The 16,820-nt window shown below is 39.7% G+C and carries 15 protein-coding genes and 1 tRNA gene; 12 read left to right on the plus strand and 4 right to left on the minus strand.

The window, feature by feature from the left end; genetic code table 11:
* The first annotated feature begins 114 nt into the window (after window positions 1-114).
* The 4 genes from sirA (at window position 115) to ACZ43M_RS10560 (ending at window position 4,540) form a co-directional block, all read left to right on the plus strand.
* Complete coding sequence (sirA, locus tag ACZ43M_RS10545) at window positions 115-555, plus strand: sporulation inhibitor of replication protein SirA (protein ID WP_464507356.1); 441 nt, start codon at window positions 115-117, stop codon at window positions 553-555.
* Window positions 556-632: 77 nt separating this feature from the next.
* A complete protein-coding gene (locus tag ACZ43M_RS10550) occupies window positions 633-845 on the plus strand; it encodes a YneF family protein (RefSeq protein WP_464507357.1) in 213 nt (70 codons plus the stop codon).
* A gap of 160 nt (window positions 846-1,005) precedes the next feature.
* Complete coding sequence (locus ACZ43M_RS10555) at window positions 1,006-2,757, plus strand: ABC transporter transmembrane domain-containing protein (RefSeq protein WP_464507358.1); 1,752 nt, start codon at window positions 1,006-1,008, stop codon at window positions 2,755-2,757.
* 1 nt (window position 2,758) lies between these two features.
* Window positions 2,759-4,540, plus strand: coding sequence for an ABC transporter ATP-binding protein (locus tag ACZ43M_RS10560; RefSeq protein ID WP_464507359.1), 1,782 nt, complete (start codon window positions 2,759-2,761; stop codon window positions 4,538-4,540).
* Window positions 4,541-4,579: 39 nt separating this feature from the next.
* On the opposite strand, the gene ACZ43M_RS10565 is transcribed toward ACZ43M_RS10560, so the two are convergent.
* Complete coding sequence (locus ACZ43M_RS10565) at window positions 4,580-4,747, minus strand: Spo0E family sporulation regulatory protein-aspartic acid phosphatase (protein ID WP_464507360.1); 168 nt, start codon at window positions 4,745-4,747, stop codon at window positions 4,580-4,582.
* Between the two features lie 276 nt (window positions 4,748-5,023).
* Between ACZ43M_RS10565 and ACZ43M_RS10570 the strand changes: the two genes are divergently transcribed.
* Together ACZ43M_RS10570 and ACZ43M_RS10575 are read left to right on the plus strand one after the other, a co-directional pair.
* A complete protein-coding gene (locus tag ACZ43M_RS10570; protein ID WP_464507361.1) occupies window positions 5,024-5,731 on the plus strand; it encodes a cytochrome c biogenesis CcdA family protein in 708 nt (235 codons plus the stop codon).
* Between the two features lie 165 nt (window positions 5,732-5,896).
* Window positions 5,897-6,361: a CcdC family protein gene (locus ACZ43M_RS10575; RefSeq protein ID WP_464507362.1), complete on the plus strand. Its 465-nt coding sequence runs from the start codon at window positions 5,897-5,899 to the stop codon at window positions 6,359-6,361.
* A gap of 220 nt (window positions 6,362-6,581) precedes the next feature.
* Here ACZ43M_RS10575 and ACZ43M_RS10580 read toward each other — a convergent pair whose 3' ends face one another.
* Complete coding sequence (locus ACZ43M_RS10580) at window positions 6,582-7,013, minus strand: DUF2621 domain-containing protein (RefSeq protein WP_464507363.1); 432 nt, start codon at window positions 7,011-7,013, stop codon at window positions 6,582-6,584.
* Between the two features lie 138 nt (window positions 7,014-7,151).
* A tRNA-Sec gene (locus tag ACZ43M_RS10585) sits at window positions 7,152-7,248 on the minus strand.
* A gap of 298 nt (window positions 7,249-7,546) precedes the next feature.
* On the opposite strand from ACZ43M_RS10585, the gene ACZ43M_RS10590 reads away from it, so the two are divergent.
* Both ACZ43M_RS10590 and ACZ43M_RS10595 read left to right on the plus strand, forming a co-directional pair.
* Entirely contained in the window at window positions 7,547-8,023 is a 477-nt protein-coding gene (locus ACZ43M_RS10590; protein WP_464507364.1) for a CarD family transcriptional regulator, read from the plus strand.
* A gap of 350 nt (window positions 8,024-8,373) precedes the next feature.
* Complete coding sequence (locus tag ACZ43M_RS10595) at window positions 8,374-8,574, plus strand: cold-shock protein (RefSeq protein WP_464507365.1); 201 nt, start codon at window positions 8,374-8,376, stop codon at window positions 8,572-8,574.
* A gap of 168 nt (window positions 8,575-8,742) precedes the next feature.
* Here the strand turns inward: ACZ43M_RS10595 and katG are convergent, their stop codons facing one another.
* A complete protein-coding gene (gene katG / locus ACZ43M_RS10600; RefSeq protein WP_464507366.1) occupies window positions 8,743-10,959 on the minus strand; it encodes a catalase/peroxidase HPI in 2,217 nt (738 codons plus the stop codon).
* Window positions 10,960-12,105: 1,146 nt separating this feature from the next.
* On the opposite strand from katG, the gene ACZ43M_RS10605 reads away from it, so the two are divergent.
* The 4 genes from ACZ43M_RS10605 to ACZ43M_RS10620 all read left to right on the plus strand — a co-directional run bounded on the left by ACZ43M_RS10605 (window position 12,106) and on the right by ACZ43M_RS10620 (window position 16,649).
* Window positions 12,106-12,873: an SDR family oxidoreductase gene (locus ACZ43M_RS10605; protein ID WP_464507367.1), complete on the plus strand. Its 768-nt coding sequence runs from the start codon at window positions 12,106-12,108 to the stop codon at window positions 12,871-12,873.
* 181 nt (window positions 12,874-13,054) lie between these two features.
* On the plus strand, window positions 13,055-14,179 hold the full coding sequence (locus ACZ43M_RS10610) for an NADH:flavin oxidoreductase (RefSeq protein WP_464507368.1): 1,125 nt from the start codon (window positions 13,055-13,057) through the stop codon (window positions 14,177-14,179).
* A 317-nt stretch (window positions 14,180-14,496) separates the two neighbouring features.
* A complete protein-coding gene (locus ACZ43M_RS10615) occupies window positions 14,497-14,664 on the plus strand; it encodes a hypothetical protein (RefSeq protein WP_464507369.1) in 168 nt (55 codons plus the stop codon).
* Window positions 14,665-15,203: 539 nt separating this feature from the next.
* On the plus strand, window positions 15,204-16,649 hold the full coding sequence (locus tag ACZ43M_RS10620; RefSeq protein WP_464507370.1) for a DEAD/DEAH box helicase: 1,446 nt from the start codon (window positions 15,204-15,206) through the stop codon (window positions 16,647-16,649).
* Window positions 16,650-16,820 lie beyond the last annotated feature (171 nt).

Here is a 16,820-nt window from a genome sequence, read left to right on the forward strand (position 1 = left end):
TAGGGATATAGCAAATCGACAAAATTAGTGAAAGTTTTTGCCGCGGTAAGACAAATGTTTCCGGTCTCTTTTTTTATAATGGATAAAAGGGATGTCTGTGAAGGAGAGGTCTAAGTGAGAAAATATCAGCTTTATTTAATAGAAGATGAATTTGCTACCCATTACTTCGGACGAGAGCGCGTGTTTTTTCAACTCTTCAAGGAATATCAACAAGCAAAAGGGGAACTTGAATTTATTATAGAGCGGCAAATTGCCTTTATTACAAAGAAGTTAGAAGTATTAAAGATCCATCAGCTGATTCAAAAGCAGCTTGGAAAGACAAAGGGATTTAAAGCTGACCATGGTGCATATACAATCCAATTAAGTGGGAAATTAAGTATAGCAAAATTAGAAGTGTATCAGGATTTAATCACAGTCGAGGCAGAAGGAAGCTATGAAGCGGAAACGGCTTTTTTCGAGGTTTTGAGAAAATCCGAAGCATCCTTTCTAGCCATCGACTTGGAACATGAACGTTTCGGCTGGTTAAAGCCAATTAAAGAAAGAAAATTTGTTTAAATAAAACGAGATATTGTCTTATCCCGTTTTATTTAGTAAACTGTAGTATGGTAGACAACATGAAGGAGGAAATTTGAATGTGGGGTTATATTCTAGTTGGTATACTGGCACTTGCAGCTGGTATAGCGCTAGGATTTTTCATCGCTCGTAGATATATGATGAGCTACTTAAAGAAAAATCCGCCAATTAATGAGCAAATGCTGAAAACAATGATGATGCAGATGGGTCAAAAGCCATCGCAGAAGAAAATTAACCAAATGATGAACGCGATGAATAAGCAATCAAAATAAGTTGGTACAAGCACTCATGTCCAAATGGGTGCTTTTTTCTGTCTATAGCTGTCTTAATCTTTATTATTTTAGAAATATTTGATAAAATAAATACCTCGGTAAGCGAAATAATAGAGAGAGAAATGGTTTTAGGAAGTCTAATGATGTCGGGGGAAAGAGTATGAAAGTATTTTTACATTTGGGTTGGTTTTTTAAACAGGAGAAAAAAGCGTATATATCAGGCGTTTTTCTATTATTATTGGTCGCCTTGCTACAGGTGCTGCCGCCAAAGATCATCGGAATTATTGCCGACCATATTAATGATGGAACGATGACAAAGGGCCTATTGTTACAATGGGTCTTAGTGCTGATAGGTATTGGGGTCGGCATGTATGGCCTTCGATATTATTGGAGAATTATGATTTTTGGCTCAGCCGTGAAATTAAGTAAAATACTACGAAACCGGCTTTATCATCATTTTACCAATATGTCTCCGTCGTTTTATCAAAAAAACCGGATAGGCGACCTTATGGCCCATGCCACGAATGATTTGGCTGCCATCCAACAAACGGCAGGGGCCGGAGTGCTTACCCTTGTTGATTCATTATCAACCGGAGGCTTTGTCATCATTGCGATGGCCTTTACGATTAGTTGGAAACTGACGTTAATCTGTCTGATCCCCATGCCATTTATGGCAATGTTGACCAGTTGGTTTGGGACGATGCTGCATAAAAGCTTTTACAAGGCACAGGAGGCGTTCTCCTCCTTAAATGATAAAACCCAGGAGAGCATCATGGGGATTAAGGTAATAAAAACCTTTGGCCAGGAGCAGGAGGACATTGAGGACTTTCGCAAGCAGTCGCAGGATGTGGTCCATAAAAATATTATTGTGGCCAAAATCGATTCACTCTATGACCCTACCATATCTATTATTGTAGGAATCTCATATTTCTTGGCGATTGTGTTTGGGGCAAAGTATGTTCTTGCAGGTGAACTGACAATCGGTGAATTAATTGCGTTTACCACCTATTTGGGCTTGCTAATTTGGCCAATGCTGGCATTTGGCTGGCTGTTCAATATCGTCGAGCGCGGCCGGGCTTCTTATGACCGTGTGGCCGCCTTGCTGCGAGAAAAGGTTGAAATCAGAGACCGTGAAGATGCGCTCGATTTAGTCCCTAACGGTGATTTGGACTATAAAATTGCAGACTTCACGTACCCTGGGGAAACACGGCCGATTCTACAGGATGTTTATTTTTCACTTAAACGCGGTGAAACCTTGGGAATTGTCGGTAAGACAGGAGCAGGAAAAACAACACTATTGAAACTGTTGATTCGCGAGTTTGAAGGTGAACACGGGGAGATCAGCTTCGGTGGAAACAAACTTCAAAATTACAAGCTTGAAAAATTGCGCGAGGCCATCGGCTACGTGCCGCAGGACCATTTTCTATTTTCAGCTACCGTTGCAGAGAACATCGCTTTTACGAATCCGTTTGCAACACATGAGGAGATTGAACATGCTGCTAAATTGGCCAATATTCATGAAGACATCCTTCAATTTACAGATGGCTATCAAACCGTCGTGGGCGAGCGCGGGGTTTCCTTATCAGGCGGTCAAAAACAACGAATTTCTATTGCCCGTGCACTATTGATGAATCCCGAAGTTTTGATTCTTGATGATTCCCTTTCAGCAGTTGATGCGAAAACCGAGGAAGCGATTCTTTCTTCATTAAGGAAAAATCGGGAAGGGAAAACCACCATCATTACCTCGCACCGGCTCAGTGCGATTCAGCATGCCAATCTAATCATCGTTCTTGAGGGAGGCCGCATTATCGAAAGAGGCACCCATGAAGAATTGATGAATGGTGAGGGATGGTATAAGGAAATGTATTTGCGCCAGCAGCTAGAAGAGTTGGTTGAGCTGGGGGGACAATAAAATGGATGAAAAAATAGAGCTATCAGGACGCGAACAAAGAAAGGTATTATTCCGTTTGCTTTCCTATACAAAACCACATAAAAAAATGATTGGATGGGCCTTTTTGCTGTTGGTATTAACGACAGTAGGGGATATTGTCCTGCCGTTACTAGTAAAAATCTTTCTCGACGATTATTTAACACCAGGCAACCTTGAATTCAAGCCGCTGCTAATACTTGGTAGTACCTACATGGGAATCCAAATTGTCAAAGGCATCCTGTTGTTTTTTCAATTGGTGAAATTCCAGGAAATTGCCTTATATATCATCCAGCAGCTACGGATTGACGTTTTTTCAAAAGTACAGGCGCTTGGCTTGAAATATTTTGATAAAACGCCAGCAGGCAGTATCGTTTCGAGGGTGACGAATGATACCGAAGCGATTAAAGATATGTTCGTAACGGTCATTTCAACGTTTATTCAGAGTGGATTCCTGCTGTCGGGCATTTTTATTGCCATGTTTATACTAAACGTGAAACTGGCGTTGTTCTGCGTAATTATTATACCAATTTTGATTTTTGTAATGGCATTATATCGAAAATTAAGCGCGCGCTATTATTTGGATATGAGGGAAAGACTGAGCCAGTTGAATGCCAAGTTAAGCGAATCACTACAGGGGATGGCCATTATCCAGGTATTCCGTCAAGAAAAGCGCCTGCGACAAGAATTTGGCAGTATCAATGACAAACACTATCAGGCAGGAATGAAGAATATTAAAATTGATGGACTGCTGTTAAGACCCGCCATCGATTTGATTTACATTTTTGCTCTGATTATTGTATTGAGCTATTTTGGCATTACGTCGTTTGAGACTTCTGTGAAAATTGGTGTCATCTATGCGTTTATCAACTATTTGGACCGCTTCTTTGAACCGGTTAACCAAATGATGATGCGGCTTTCGCTATTCCAGCAGGCCATTGTTGCCGGGTCTAGGGTATTTAGGCTGCTTGACGAAGAGGAACTGTCACCTAGCCAACAGGAACAACAAACCCAGACGATCCAACAAGGGAAAATTGAATTTAATAATGTAAGTTTTTCTTATGATGGTAAGCGCGATGTGTTAAAAAATATCTCGTTCACAGCTAATCCGGGTGAAACGGTCGCACTGGTTGGCCATACCGGCAGCGGTAAAAGTTCTATTATTAATCTGATGATGCGGTTCTACGAATTTGAACGAGGTGAAATCCTGATTGACGGGGAATCAATCCGCAACTATTCAAAGCATGACCTAAGGGACAAATTAGGGCTTGTTTTACAAGACCCATTCCTGTTCTTTGGAACTGTCAAGGATAATATCAGATTGCACGATAATTCGATGAGTGATGAACAAATCGAAGAAGCGGCAAAATTCGTGCAGGGGAATACGTTTATCGATAAGCTAGAAGATGGCTATAACCATCGAGTAGTGGAGCGGGGTTCTACTTTTTCAAGCGGTCAGCGGCAATTGATTGCCTTTGCAAGGACGATCGCCGCCAATCCAAAGGTTTTGGTGCTTGATGAAGCGACGGCCAATATTGATACAGAAACCGAAGAAGCGATTCAGACCGCACTTGCCAAGATGAGAAAAGGGCGGACAACCATCGCGATTGCCCACCGGCTGTCGACGATTCAGGATGCGGATTTAATTCTGGTGCTGCACCAAGGGGAAATTGTCGAGCGCGGGACGCATCAGGAACTGTTGGCACATGGCGGACTCTACCATAAAATGTACCTGCTGCAAAACGGGTTGATAGAAGCGATTAATTAATAGAAAAAGCCTGGGTACTTACCCAGGCTTTTTCCTATATCACGAGGAAACTTTTGTTAAAAAGATTCGATTATATTCATTTAGTAGGTGATCCAGTTCTTGGCTGTAACGAATAACGACGGTGGAGGTCAAGCCGTTGGCACTTGCTGCTTTAATCAATTCAGCACGCTTTTTTTCAATAAGAGTAACTAAATCCTGTTTGATCACGGCCGCTGTCCTTTCTGGAAAACTCCTAAACTTTGGAAAAAATAAGAGAATTAAAGACTACTAAATTTGCACTGTTTTACTAGTATACCCTAACTTGTAAATTATTTCAAAGGTATATGTCAATAAATACCCATTTTAAGAATTTTTTTATAATTAGAAAATTCCACACATTTTTGGAAAAATGAACAGCGACACAAAATGTTCATGTTAATCATTATCAATTAGGGAAAAGATTTGTTAGAATGAAAGGGTATCAACTACTGTGGGAGTGTTAATATGTCTGATGTAAATATATTTATGGCGTTTGGAGCAGGTTTTTTAAGCTTTATTTCGCCTTGCTGCTTGCCGTTATATCCCGCCTTTTTATCATACATAACCGGAATGTCAGTCGGGGAGCTAAAAGGTGAAAATGCGATGCTTCAAAGACGCAGCATGCTGCATACTTTATTTTTCCTGATCGGTTTTTCCGTCATCTTTATCGCTATTGGCTTTGGAACGACCTTTGTCGGCAGCTTTTTCAGAGAATACAAAGATTTAATCCGTCAGCTTGGGGCCATTTTTATTGTGTTCTTCGGCTTAATGATTGTCGGCATCTTGAAACCTGAATTTTTAATGAAGGATCGAAAAATTGAATTTAAAAATCGCCCGTCAGGCTATATTGGCTCAAGTTTAATCGGGATGGCCTTTGCGGCCGGCTGGACACCGTGTACCGGGCCGATTCTTGGCTTCGTTATTTCACTGGTAGCAACCAATCCAGGTTCAGGTGTTATGTACATGATTGCCTATTCACTAGGATTTGCGATTCCGTTCTTCATCTTATCGTTCTTTGTCGGCCGGATGAATTGGATTAAGAAACACAGTGTCAAAATCATGAAAATTGGCGGCTACATTATGATTATTATGGGTATCGTGTTATTCTTTGACTGGATGACTAAGATCATTCAGATTTTATCACCGTTATTTGGCGGATTTCAAGGCTTCTAAAAACCATATTGGAATAATCCATATGGTTTTTCCTTTTTTTTGTCTTTGTTACACGTGGTTTTCAATATTGGCAGCAGAAATACAGTGAAAAATAATAACTATTTTTAATGTTTTGAGCTATAATGTTTAGTGAAATTATTTATATAAAAGGAAGAAGGACTTCAATTGAATTACGTGGTGATTTCTTCAATTGGCGCTGTATTTATGGGTTTTTTCGCTTTGTTCGTGCGAATGAAGGCTGCTAAGAAACCAACAAATGTGAAAAAAATAATTATGCCGCCGGTGTTCATGTCGACTGGAGCATTCATGTATCTGGTACCGCAATTCAGATTGACGCCGTTGGAAATTGTTGAGGCCGTCGTGGTGGGCATGTTATTTTCCATTTTATTAATTAAAACCTCAAAATTCGAGATCCGAGATCATGATATTTATTTAAAAAGGTCCAAAGCGTTTGTTTTTATCTTAGTTGGATTATTAGTTTTCCGGCTTGCATTGAAGTCAATCTTGAGTGCAAGTATTGATATTGGCCAACTGAGCGGGATGTTCTTCTTACTGGCTTTCAGCATGATTGTGCCATGGCGTGTGGCTATGTACCGTTCCTATAAAAAGCTTCAACGGGAACTTCAATAAAAACTGACTCTTTCAAGGGTCAGTTTTTTTGTATGAATTTTCGCGAGCGCGGATATATCAAGAATATCGCGGATATAATTATTTTTTCGCGGATATATGCACAACAATCGCAGATATATTGAAGAATAGCGCGGATATATTAAATAATGTAAGAAAAAAGTAGTTAATATTCCCCGAAAAGTCCCCAAAAAGAAAAAAACCGTCTTGATCATGACGGTTTTTAGAATAAATGCTCATACGGTGCAACATCAATACTGTTTTCAAACAACTTTTTTCGTAAAAATTTATGATCTCGTTTCGGTGTTGCCTGGATATACCCGCGAATCACCAAATCCTCGGTGATTCTTGGAACTTTTTCCTTAATTGCTAGTTCGCCAATCTTACCGGCAATCTTGTGACGGGCTACATCGCGGAATAAATCAGGAACAGGGCTCACCAAGTCCTCTAACAGAGCCTTTTCATCCGGCCCCCATAAATGGCGCGATTCGTTAACGTAATATTCTTCCCAATCCATAACGGATTTGCCATCTTCTTTTGGCATCTTTTTCAAAAACTTACGGAACATAAAAAAGCCGCCAATCGCCATCATAACCACTAAAAAAACAACCCAAAACAGGATGAACCATAAAAACCAGCCATGAAGCTCAGACATACCAATTCACCTACAAAAACGTTTATTCAGTTTATTATAGTCTGTTTTTTGGCCAACTGACAAGTAATCACGATAGTAGAAGGGGAAGGAATCAAAAAAAACGCACAATCACTGTGCGTTTTGAAGTATGTATTCTTTTGGCGGGACCGCCTGGGAATCGAACCCAGCAGACCTGGCACGCAGGTCTCGTGCAGTTTTGAAGACTGAGGAGGACACCAGTACCCCACTCGGCCCCGTAAATAGGATTAACACTTGTAACACTATATTACTATGGATAATAGTAATAATCAATAAATCGACTTTAATTGTCATTTTTTCGACATGATTTCTGCTAAACCACATTAGAGGCAAAAAAAGAATATATTCGGGAAAAACAACCTATCTAGCAGGATTTCCCAACTGCAAAAAAACTATGATTTTTCACGAAAAATATCTTGACTCTAATAAATAAACTGTGGTAAAATAAAAAAATTTGATAAAAATCAAGTTATATGATATACTTAAAAAGGTTCAAAATTCGGAGGTGTTGTAGTTTGTTTCAAATTGGTGATTTCATTATTTATCCAATGCAGGGAGCAGGGGTTATTGAGGCTATAGAAGAAAAGGAAGTCTTAGGTAAGAAACAACAGTATTATGTTATAAACCTGGCAAGCAGCAAAATGCAAGTCATGATTCCTATCGGAATGGAAAAGAAATCGGGGATTCGCTTAGCTGCTGATAAACCTACGCTTCGAAAAGTATTGAATATTTTCTATAATGGGCAAACCGATACTAGTCTTTCCATGAAAGAAAGATACAAAATTAACTTCGAGAAATTTAGAACAGGTAATATTATAGACGGAGCGGAAGTAGTGCGGGATTTAATGCGCATTAATAAAAATAAGCCTCTTAACCAAAATGAAAAGCATCTGCTAGAGAATGCACGGAAGATTTTTATTAGTGAATTAAGTTTTATTAATGGTATTACTGTAAATCAGGCAAATGATTTGTTAAGCCAACAAGTCGTTTAAGTCCATATTATGGTCAGCGGTTATTGTCCAAAGTTCTGACCAGCTTTTCCTTTTTTTAAAATGATTCAACATCATTTTTTTTTATGTCTCCACATCTTAAAAAATTGTTTAAGCCTCGTTTTTATCATTCTGATTTAATAAGGTGTTTTTTATAGAAACTGCGGATATGAATAAGTTCCCTAAAAAAATAGTAGTGTTTCCTTGTAATTTGTTTCAAATAATGTTATCTTTATAAAGAATTATTTTTGTTCAGTGTTAAGATTAGTAAAAGATTAACTTTCGTCTTAATGATCACTGAGATCAAGGATAGTATTACAATGTGTGTAAGTACACACTAGGAGGCAACAAACATGGAAAATGGTAAAGTAAAATGGTTTAATGCAGAAAAAGGTTTCGGATTCATCGAGCGTGAAGGTGGAGAAGACGTATTCGTTCACTTCTCAGCTATCCAAGGCGAAGGTTTCAAAACTCTTGAAGAAGGTCAATCTGTGACTTTTGACGTTGAGCAAGGTCAACGTGGAGCACAAGCTGCTAACGTTCGTAAAGCTTAATAACAGATAATATAAGACATACTCTTGCATAAGAGTATGTCTTTTTTATTTTCCCCATATATTTAATAAAATAAAAAACCCCACTCAGTTATGAGCAGGGAAAATAAAACGGTAAATCAAATGGTATAGAAAGTATAACATAGAAAACTAAAAACACCTAACCTATACTTACTTCCCTGTTAATTGGGCTTTCTTCTGTTCAACTGCCTTAAGGTCAAAGCGGTCGGCATTCATTACCTTAACCCAGGCAGCGATAAAGTCACGGACAAACTTCTCTTTGTTATCATCCTGAGCATATACTTCTGCAATGGAACGGAGGACGGAGTTTGAACCAAATACGAGGTCTACTCGAGTCGCTGTACGCACTACTTCACCAGTTTGGCGGTCGCGTCCTTCATAGACAACTCCATCTACAGGCTTCCAAGCCACTCCCATATCAAGCAAGTTCACAAAGAAGTCGTTTCTGAGTTTACCTACAGAATCGGTGAATACGCCGTGTGCAGTGCCGCCATAGTTTGTACCCAGAACACGCATACCGCCAATAAGAACGGTCATTTCCGGTGCTGTAAGGTTTAATAGTTGTGCTTTATCAATTAGCAGCTCTTCCGGACTTACACTGAACTGCTGCTTTTGATAATTTCGGAAACCATCAGCGACAGGCTCCAGCACTTCAAAGCTTTCTGCATCTGTTTGTTCTTGGGTTGCATCACCGCGTCCAGGAGCAAACGGAACCTTTACATCAAAGCCTGCATCTTGGGCTGCTTTTTCAATTGCAGCACTACCGCCTAGTACAATCAAATCGGCCAAGCTGACTTCTTTTTCGAAATCCTTCTGAATCCCTTCCAGTACTTGAAGAACTTGTGCCAGTTGTTCAGGTTGATTCACTTCCCAATCCTTTTGTGGTGCAAGACGGATTCGGGCACCATTGGCACCGCCGCGATGGTCTGATCCGCGATAGGTACTGGCAGAAGCCCATGCAGTGGTTACTAGCTTGCTAACTGTTAATCCTGAGTCTAAGATTTTCGCTTTAAGCTCGGCAATATCAGCATCTGTTAAATCATAATTTCCAGCTGGTACAGGATCCTGCCAGATGAAATCTTCTTCCGGAACTTCCGGACCGAGATATCTTGCTTTAGGACCCATATCACGGTGTAACAGCTTGAACCAGGCGCGGGCAAATACATCGGCAAACTCTTCTGGATTCTCATAAAAACGACGAGCAATTTTCTCGTATATTGGATCATGACGCAAGGCCATGTCAGCAGTGGTCATCATCGTTGGCACTTTAATCGATGGATCTTCCACATCTGGGGCAAGATGCTCCTCAGCAGGGTCGACAATAAGCCACTGCCATGCTCCTGCAGGACTCTTTGTCAGCCACCATTCATAACCAAACAATAGCTCAAAATAGCCATTATCCCACTGTGTTGGGTTAGCGGTCCATGCACCTTCAATACCGCTACTGATTGTGTCACGGCCTTTACCGGAGCCGTATGAGTTTATCCAGCCTAAGCCTTGTGCTTCAATAGGAGCAGCTTCTGGCTCTCTGCCAACGTGAGAAGCATCACCTGCACCGTGTGCCTTACCAAAAGTATGGCCGCCGGCAATGAGCGCAACCGTTTCTTCGTCGTTCATTCCCATTCGTGCAAAGGTTTCACGAATGTCGCGACCCGAGGCTATCGGATCCGGCTTACCGTTTGGACCTTCAGGATTAACATAGATAAGTCCCATTTGAACAGCAGCGAGAGGATTTTCAAGGTTACGATCGCCAGTATAACGATTATCACCGAGCCATTCTGTTTCATTACCCCAATAGATGTCTTCTTCTGGATGCCAAATGTCTGCACGTCCTGCTCCAAAACCGATTGTCGGGCCACCCATATCTTCTATGGCAACATTACCTGCTAGTACAAGCAAGTCGGCCCACGAAATCTTGTTACCATACTTTTGCTTAATTGGCCAAAGAAGTCGTCGGGCTTTATCCAAGCTTGCATTGTCAGGCCAGCTGTTAAGTGGAGCAAAGCGCTGGTTGCCCGTTCCGCCGCCGCCACGGCCATCGCCGGAACGATATGTACCGGCAGCGTGCCATGACATCCGGATAAAGAAAGGACCATAATGGCCATAGTCAGCAGGCCACCAATCTTGACTGGTTGTCATGAGTTCACGAAGATCCTGCTTAAGTGCAGCGTAGTCTAACTTTTTAAATTCCTCTGTATAATCAAAGTCTTCTCCCATTGGGTTCGATTTTTTGTCATGTTGACGAAGAATATTCAAATTTAACGCGTTGGGCCACCAGTCCCGATTTGTTGTACCACTAGATTTGACACTAGTTGCACCGCCGTGAAACGGGCATCCCTCGATGTTGCCATTGTGTTTAGCATCCATATTTTTTCATCTCTCCTTTTATGTAAATTTATAAATATATATAATTATGTATCTAGTTTTAAAAACTATGACACATTAATTATAATAATTATTAAATGCTATTTATAATAATTATTATATAGTCATTATAATAAATTATTAACTATAAAAAGTCTAGAATAATGAGAATAAAAATTTTTACAAGGTACAAGAAGAAATATCATGTTGTTGAAATGGAGTATTAAAGTTTCATAGGTGTGTAGTGAGTAATGTCTTAGAAGAATGATTGGCAGAGATAATGGAAATGGATAAAAAGGTTTTAGGGAATTTCCCTATATTACCATTATAAAGAAACAGCTTGTTATAAGGCAAGTTATATGGATTTGTATTGCTGGAAAAAGAGCTGGAACTTAATCCCGTAATGCAGATGATGCATAGGAAGAAGCACCGCCTTTTTTTTGTTTCCTTTTGAAATTTTTCGTTGGACATGAATATTCTATAGTACGATTCATGTAAATTTTTTCGAAAGGATGATTCTGTTGGCAAAAAAAGCAAACAACAACAAAAAGAAGAGCAATACTGCATCTAAGAGTGGAAATAACAAAAATAATAATTCAAAAACAAATCAAAAGAATAAGAAAAAATGAATGAAAAGTGCGTCGATTCATCAGATCCCTTAGAGCATTAAAAAAGGAGGTTTCCTTTATTTAATGCTGTGAAAGGGGCTTTTTTTGTAGAAGGGACGGCTTTTTACAACTAAAAGAAGTGATATTAAAAGCGATGAAGATTGCTTGTGCCAATAACAAATGAAGACTGAACTATGTTGTCGGGATTCTTAGAAATTGGGAAAATGAATCTTTACTGACGGTGGAGGATATTGATTTGTATGATGAGTATCAAAAGTCTGTAGGTAAAACTCGGCCCTCAACACAATCGTTATCCGGCGGAAGAGCGATACCAGCTGGATTTATACTTGACCTTACGGCAGGTGAAGAATCGGAGCGGAGCAAAAACGAGCTTTAGGTACAATGCGATGTATTGAAAAGGGGTTAATGTTCACGAAATCTAAATGATTATCATTTGCCAGCAGCCTATGTACAGCGAAAAAAGTCATATAATGGAGTTAATAGTTACTCGATTTTTCATGGAAATGGAGTTGGCAAAAGCATGAAGCATGTTGTCATTACGGGGAGTACAAGAGGAATTGGTTATGGACTGGCTAGAGAATTTTTACGGGCAGGCTGCAGGGTCATGATAAATGGACAATTACAGAAAAGTGTTGATACTGCATTGCAAAGTCTAAGAGAAATGTATCCTGATATTGTAGAAGGGTTTGCTGTAGCAGTACATAAACGGGAAGAAATGGAGCAATTGTGGAATTACGCTGAAGAACATTTTGGCACGATCGATATTTGGATCAATAATGCTGGCATTGATCAAGAGCGGAGGTACTTCTGGGAACTAGACGAAGAGGCCTATGATAAAGTTATTCATACTAACCTAAAAGGTGTTATGAATGGCTGTCATGTTGCTTTCAATCACATGTTAAAACAAGGCTACGGCCAAATCTTTAACATGGAGGGCTTCGGCAGCAATGGGATGATGCGCGAAAAGATGACTTTGTATGGAACATCTAAAAGTGCCGTCAGCTATTTTACCCGCTCACTGGCAATTGAAGCCAAGCAGACAAATATAAAAATGGGCACGCTTAGTCCCGGAATGGTAGCAACTGATTTTTTACGGAAATCCCTTGATGAACAGAACCGGAAAATTTTCAATATCCTGGGTGATAAGGTTGAACCGGTAACGAAATTCCTTGCGGAGAAAGTCCTTGAGAATCAAAACAATAATGCAAAGATTCAATGGCTGACCAAACCGAAAGTCATGTGGCGATTTGCTAGGTCGATATTTAGTAAGCGGGATATTTTTAATTAAACATTGATGGGTTAGATGTAAGGTGTGGTCATACTCTAGTAACATTAATTAAATTAATTTATATCGGATGAAATAGGATATTAGTAAAAACATAGGACTTATCAGTTTATATTCCTATAGTAGAATTATAAAATAAAGGGAGCACGATGATAAAACGAATGAATGGAAGGAAGTGCTCACCTTGGATCAAAAGTTCGCAGGTCATACTTTGTTACAATCTGTACCATTTGGAAATGAAATGTTGGCCAGCCGGTTAGTGATGGCTCCAATGACTAGAATGTTTTCTCCAGAAGGTATCCCGGGAGAAAATGTTGCACAATATTACCGTAAACGTGCAGAGAATGGGATTGGGCTCATTATAACTGAAGGGACGGCGATAGATCACCCAGCAGCAGTCATGAGCCCCGATATTCCCCGTTTTTATGGTGAGGAAGCTTTAAATGGCTGGGCAAATGTAGTGAATGAAGTTCACGAAGCAGGTGGCAAAATCATTCCACAATTATGGCATGTAGGCGCTGCCCGAAAAGCAGGCAGTGAACCAAATATTGACGCACCTCCTGTCAGTCCGTCTGGATTTACTTTAAGAGGCCAGAGAAATGAGAAAATAAAGGCTTTAACGAAAGAAGAAGTTGCTGAAATGATTGAGGCCTACGCCGAAGCAGCAGCAAATGCGAAGCGCATCGGCTTTGACGGAATTGAGTTGCATGGTGCACACGGATACTTAATTGATCAATTTTTTTGGGAACTAACAAACAAACGTGAGGATGAGTATGGCGGGGAGTTAGGAGAGCGGACCAAATTTGCAGCAGATATTGTTCGCGCCTGCCGGAAAGCAGTCGGGCCTGATTTTCCAATAGTCTTCCGTTATTCACAATGGAAAGGAACCGATTATCAAGCTAAATTAGCTAACAACTCTCATGAGCTTGAAGGATTGCTCACCCCATTGGCTGAGGCTGGTGTAGATATTTTCCACTGCTCTACAAGACGGATATGGGAACCTGAATTTAAAGAAGAAGATCCATCGTTAACCTTAGCCGGCTGGACAAAACGAATTACCGGCAAGCCAACGATTGCGGTCGGTTCTGTCGGAATTAACCGCGCTTATTTAAGCAATCAGGATAATGATCAAGTCACAATTGAAGATAATCTCAAAATTGTGGATGAAAAAATCATAGCAGGCGAATTTGACTATGTAGCAGTTGGCCGTGCCATATTAGCTGATCCAGAATGGGCAGTAAAACTCAAAAATGGTCATCTTAATAGAGTAGTGCATTATACGAAGGAATCCGAGCAATACCTGATTTAATTACAGGAATCTTTGATATAAATAGTTTCTCTCCTTGAATAGTGTAGATGATTTTGACAACTTTTCTTATTAATCAGCACCTTCCAAACTAAATGGCATGGTGCTGTTCCTTTTACAGAAAACCATACTTATGATACGGACCTCCGTAGGGTATTTATTTAATGCTATTAAACTATGTTTCCAATTTCTCCAAATTTATTTATATTTTAAGAAATAGTTGTAAAAGATTACCAATTATTGTAGTGTATTTATATATTCATCATATACCTTTTATAATAAGGCTTTTTTGGCAATCCTTACTATATGGAGGTGATACGATGAACAAGGAGGATGAAAACGATATGACTACGCCACCTCCGGCTATCGAAAATGATCAGGGGCTTTCGTTTGAAGAAAAACTAAAACAGCTCACAACGCCAATTCAAACAATTGGAATTGGTGAAAATTCAGACCAAATCTGCCGCGAAGTTAGAGGAAAAGAATAATGACTATTCAATACCTTGAAGATTATTGCATCGCCGGAAAAGATTGTTCTAGAGATGCTTTTTTATTGATACAAATTACCTAATCGCCTTTGTAAACCAGCCGAGCTCTTGCACTAATGGATAGTCTTGATCCAAATCTTAAGGGTATTATTGAACATATTATCGGTGGCCCCATAAATTTTGATGCAATCCATAGTACGAAATAGGCTGTAAAGTTCACAAAAGCAAGAAGTATATACCATTACGTAGTAATGGTAAATTGAATTTTAAACTATTATCTGCTTCATTACCAACCGCACGGTGAACTTTTCACTGGTGCGTTTTTTTGTTTATTCTGTCTACGCATATTGGTTCATTTACAGTCCGCTTTTCTTTCAAGAAAACTTCATTTACCATCGCCCAATGTACGCAGTAATATTCACTGTTCGTTTTTGTCTGTATTTCAAGTATAATGACTAGTATTCAGATTATGTATATGAAAATTCTTCGAGAGAAATCCTATAGATAAGCCGGATAATACAAAAAAACGAGGTTAATACATGAGTGAAACTAGATTTGAGGATTATCAGTTAAGCGATGAAATAAGAAGAGCTTTAGAGGTATTAAAATACGAAGCTCCGACAGAGGTTCAGCGTAAAGTCATTCCATTAGCATTGGCAAATCAAGATCTTGTCGTAAAATCTCAAACAGGCAGCGGCAAGACTGCGTCCTTTGGAATTCCGATATGCGAAATGATCCAATGGGAAGAAAAACTGCCACAGGTATTAATTCTTACACCAACCAGAGAACTCGCTGTTCAAGTCCGCGACGACATTACGAATATTGGAAGGTTTAAACGGATTAAAGCCATGGCAGTTTACGGAAAAGAACCTTTTACCAAACAAAAAGAAGAATTGAAACAAAAAACCCATGTAGTTGTTGGTACCCCAGGACGAGTTATCGATCATATTGAAAGAGGGACCCTGATTCTCGATAAAATAAAGTATCTCATTATAGATGAAGCCGATGAAATGCTTAATATGGGTTTTATTGATGAAGTCGAAGCCATTATCAATGAACTCCCTTTAAACAGAGTAACAATGGTATTTTCGGCAACATTACCAAAGGATGTTGAAAATCTCTGCCATAAGTATATGGAAAATCCGATTAATGTCGAGATTGAGGCTGCTGGGATCACAACAGAAACAATAGAACATCGTCTAATTGAAGTGAAGGAAGATGAAAAAATTTCACTCCTGAAAGACGTTACCGTCGTTGAAAATCCAGACAGCTGCCTTATATTTTGCCGGACAAAAGAACACGTTGATATGGTCTATTCCGAATTGGAAGAAGCCAATTATTCTTGTGAAAGACTCCATGGCGGATTAGAACAACAAGATCGGTTTGCTGTAATGGATGGTTTCAAAATGGGGAATTTCCGTTATTTAGTTGCCACCGACGTAGCAGCCCGAGGGATTGATATTGATAATGTGACACTTGTGATCAACTTTGATGTTCCAATGGAAAAAGAGAGTTATGTCCACCGGACAGGCCGAACCGGTCGTGCAGGAAACGAAGGAAAAGCGATTACGTTTGCGACACCTTATGAAGGGAAATTCGTTAAAGCGATTGAACGGTATATTGGCTTTGAGATTCCAATCATGGATGCACCTAAGCCACACGAAGTTGCTGATAAAAAAGCTGCTTTCGAAGAAAAAATCAGCGGCCGACGAGTCGTAAGAAATAATAAAACAGCCAGAATTAACCAAGATATCATGAAACTTTATTTTAGCGGTGGAAAAAAGAAGAAGCTACGAGCGGTAGATTTTGTTGGAACGATTGCGAAAATACCCGGAGTAACCGCCGATGATATTGGAATTATTACGATCCAGGACCAAATGTCCTATGTTGACATTCTGAACGGAAAAGGCTCTCTCGTTTTACAAGCGATGGAGAATACAACCATAAAAGGGAAGAAGCTAAAAGTTAGTAAAGCCCTAAAATAAATATACCTGAATTCTAGTGCCTGCCCCCCGACGATTTAAAGCGTTACTACGCCGGGGGGCAGGCATCATTTTTTGGCTGCATTTGCCGTCTATTATTATGTTAAGAAAATTTAAATTTACCAACCATCACGCAACTAGTTTATAATTAAAGGATGTCCATAAAAGGTAATA

The sequence above is a fragment of the Neobacillus sp. B24 genome (genome assembly GCF_055381825.1).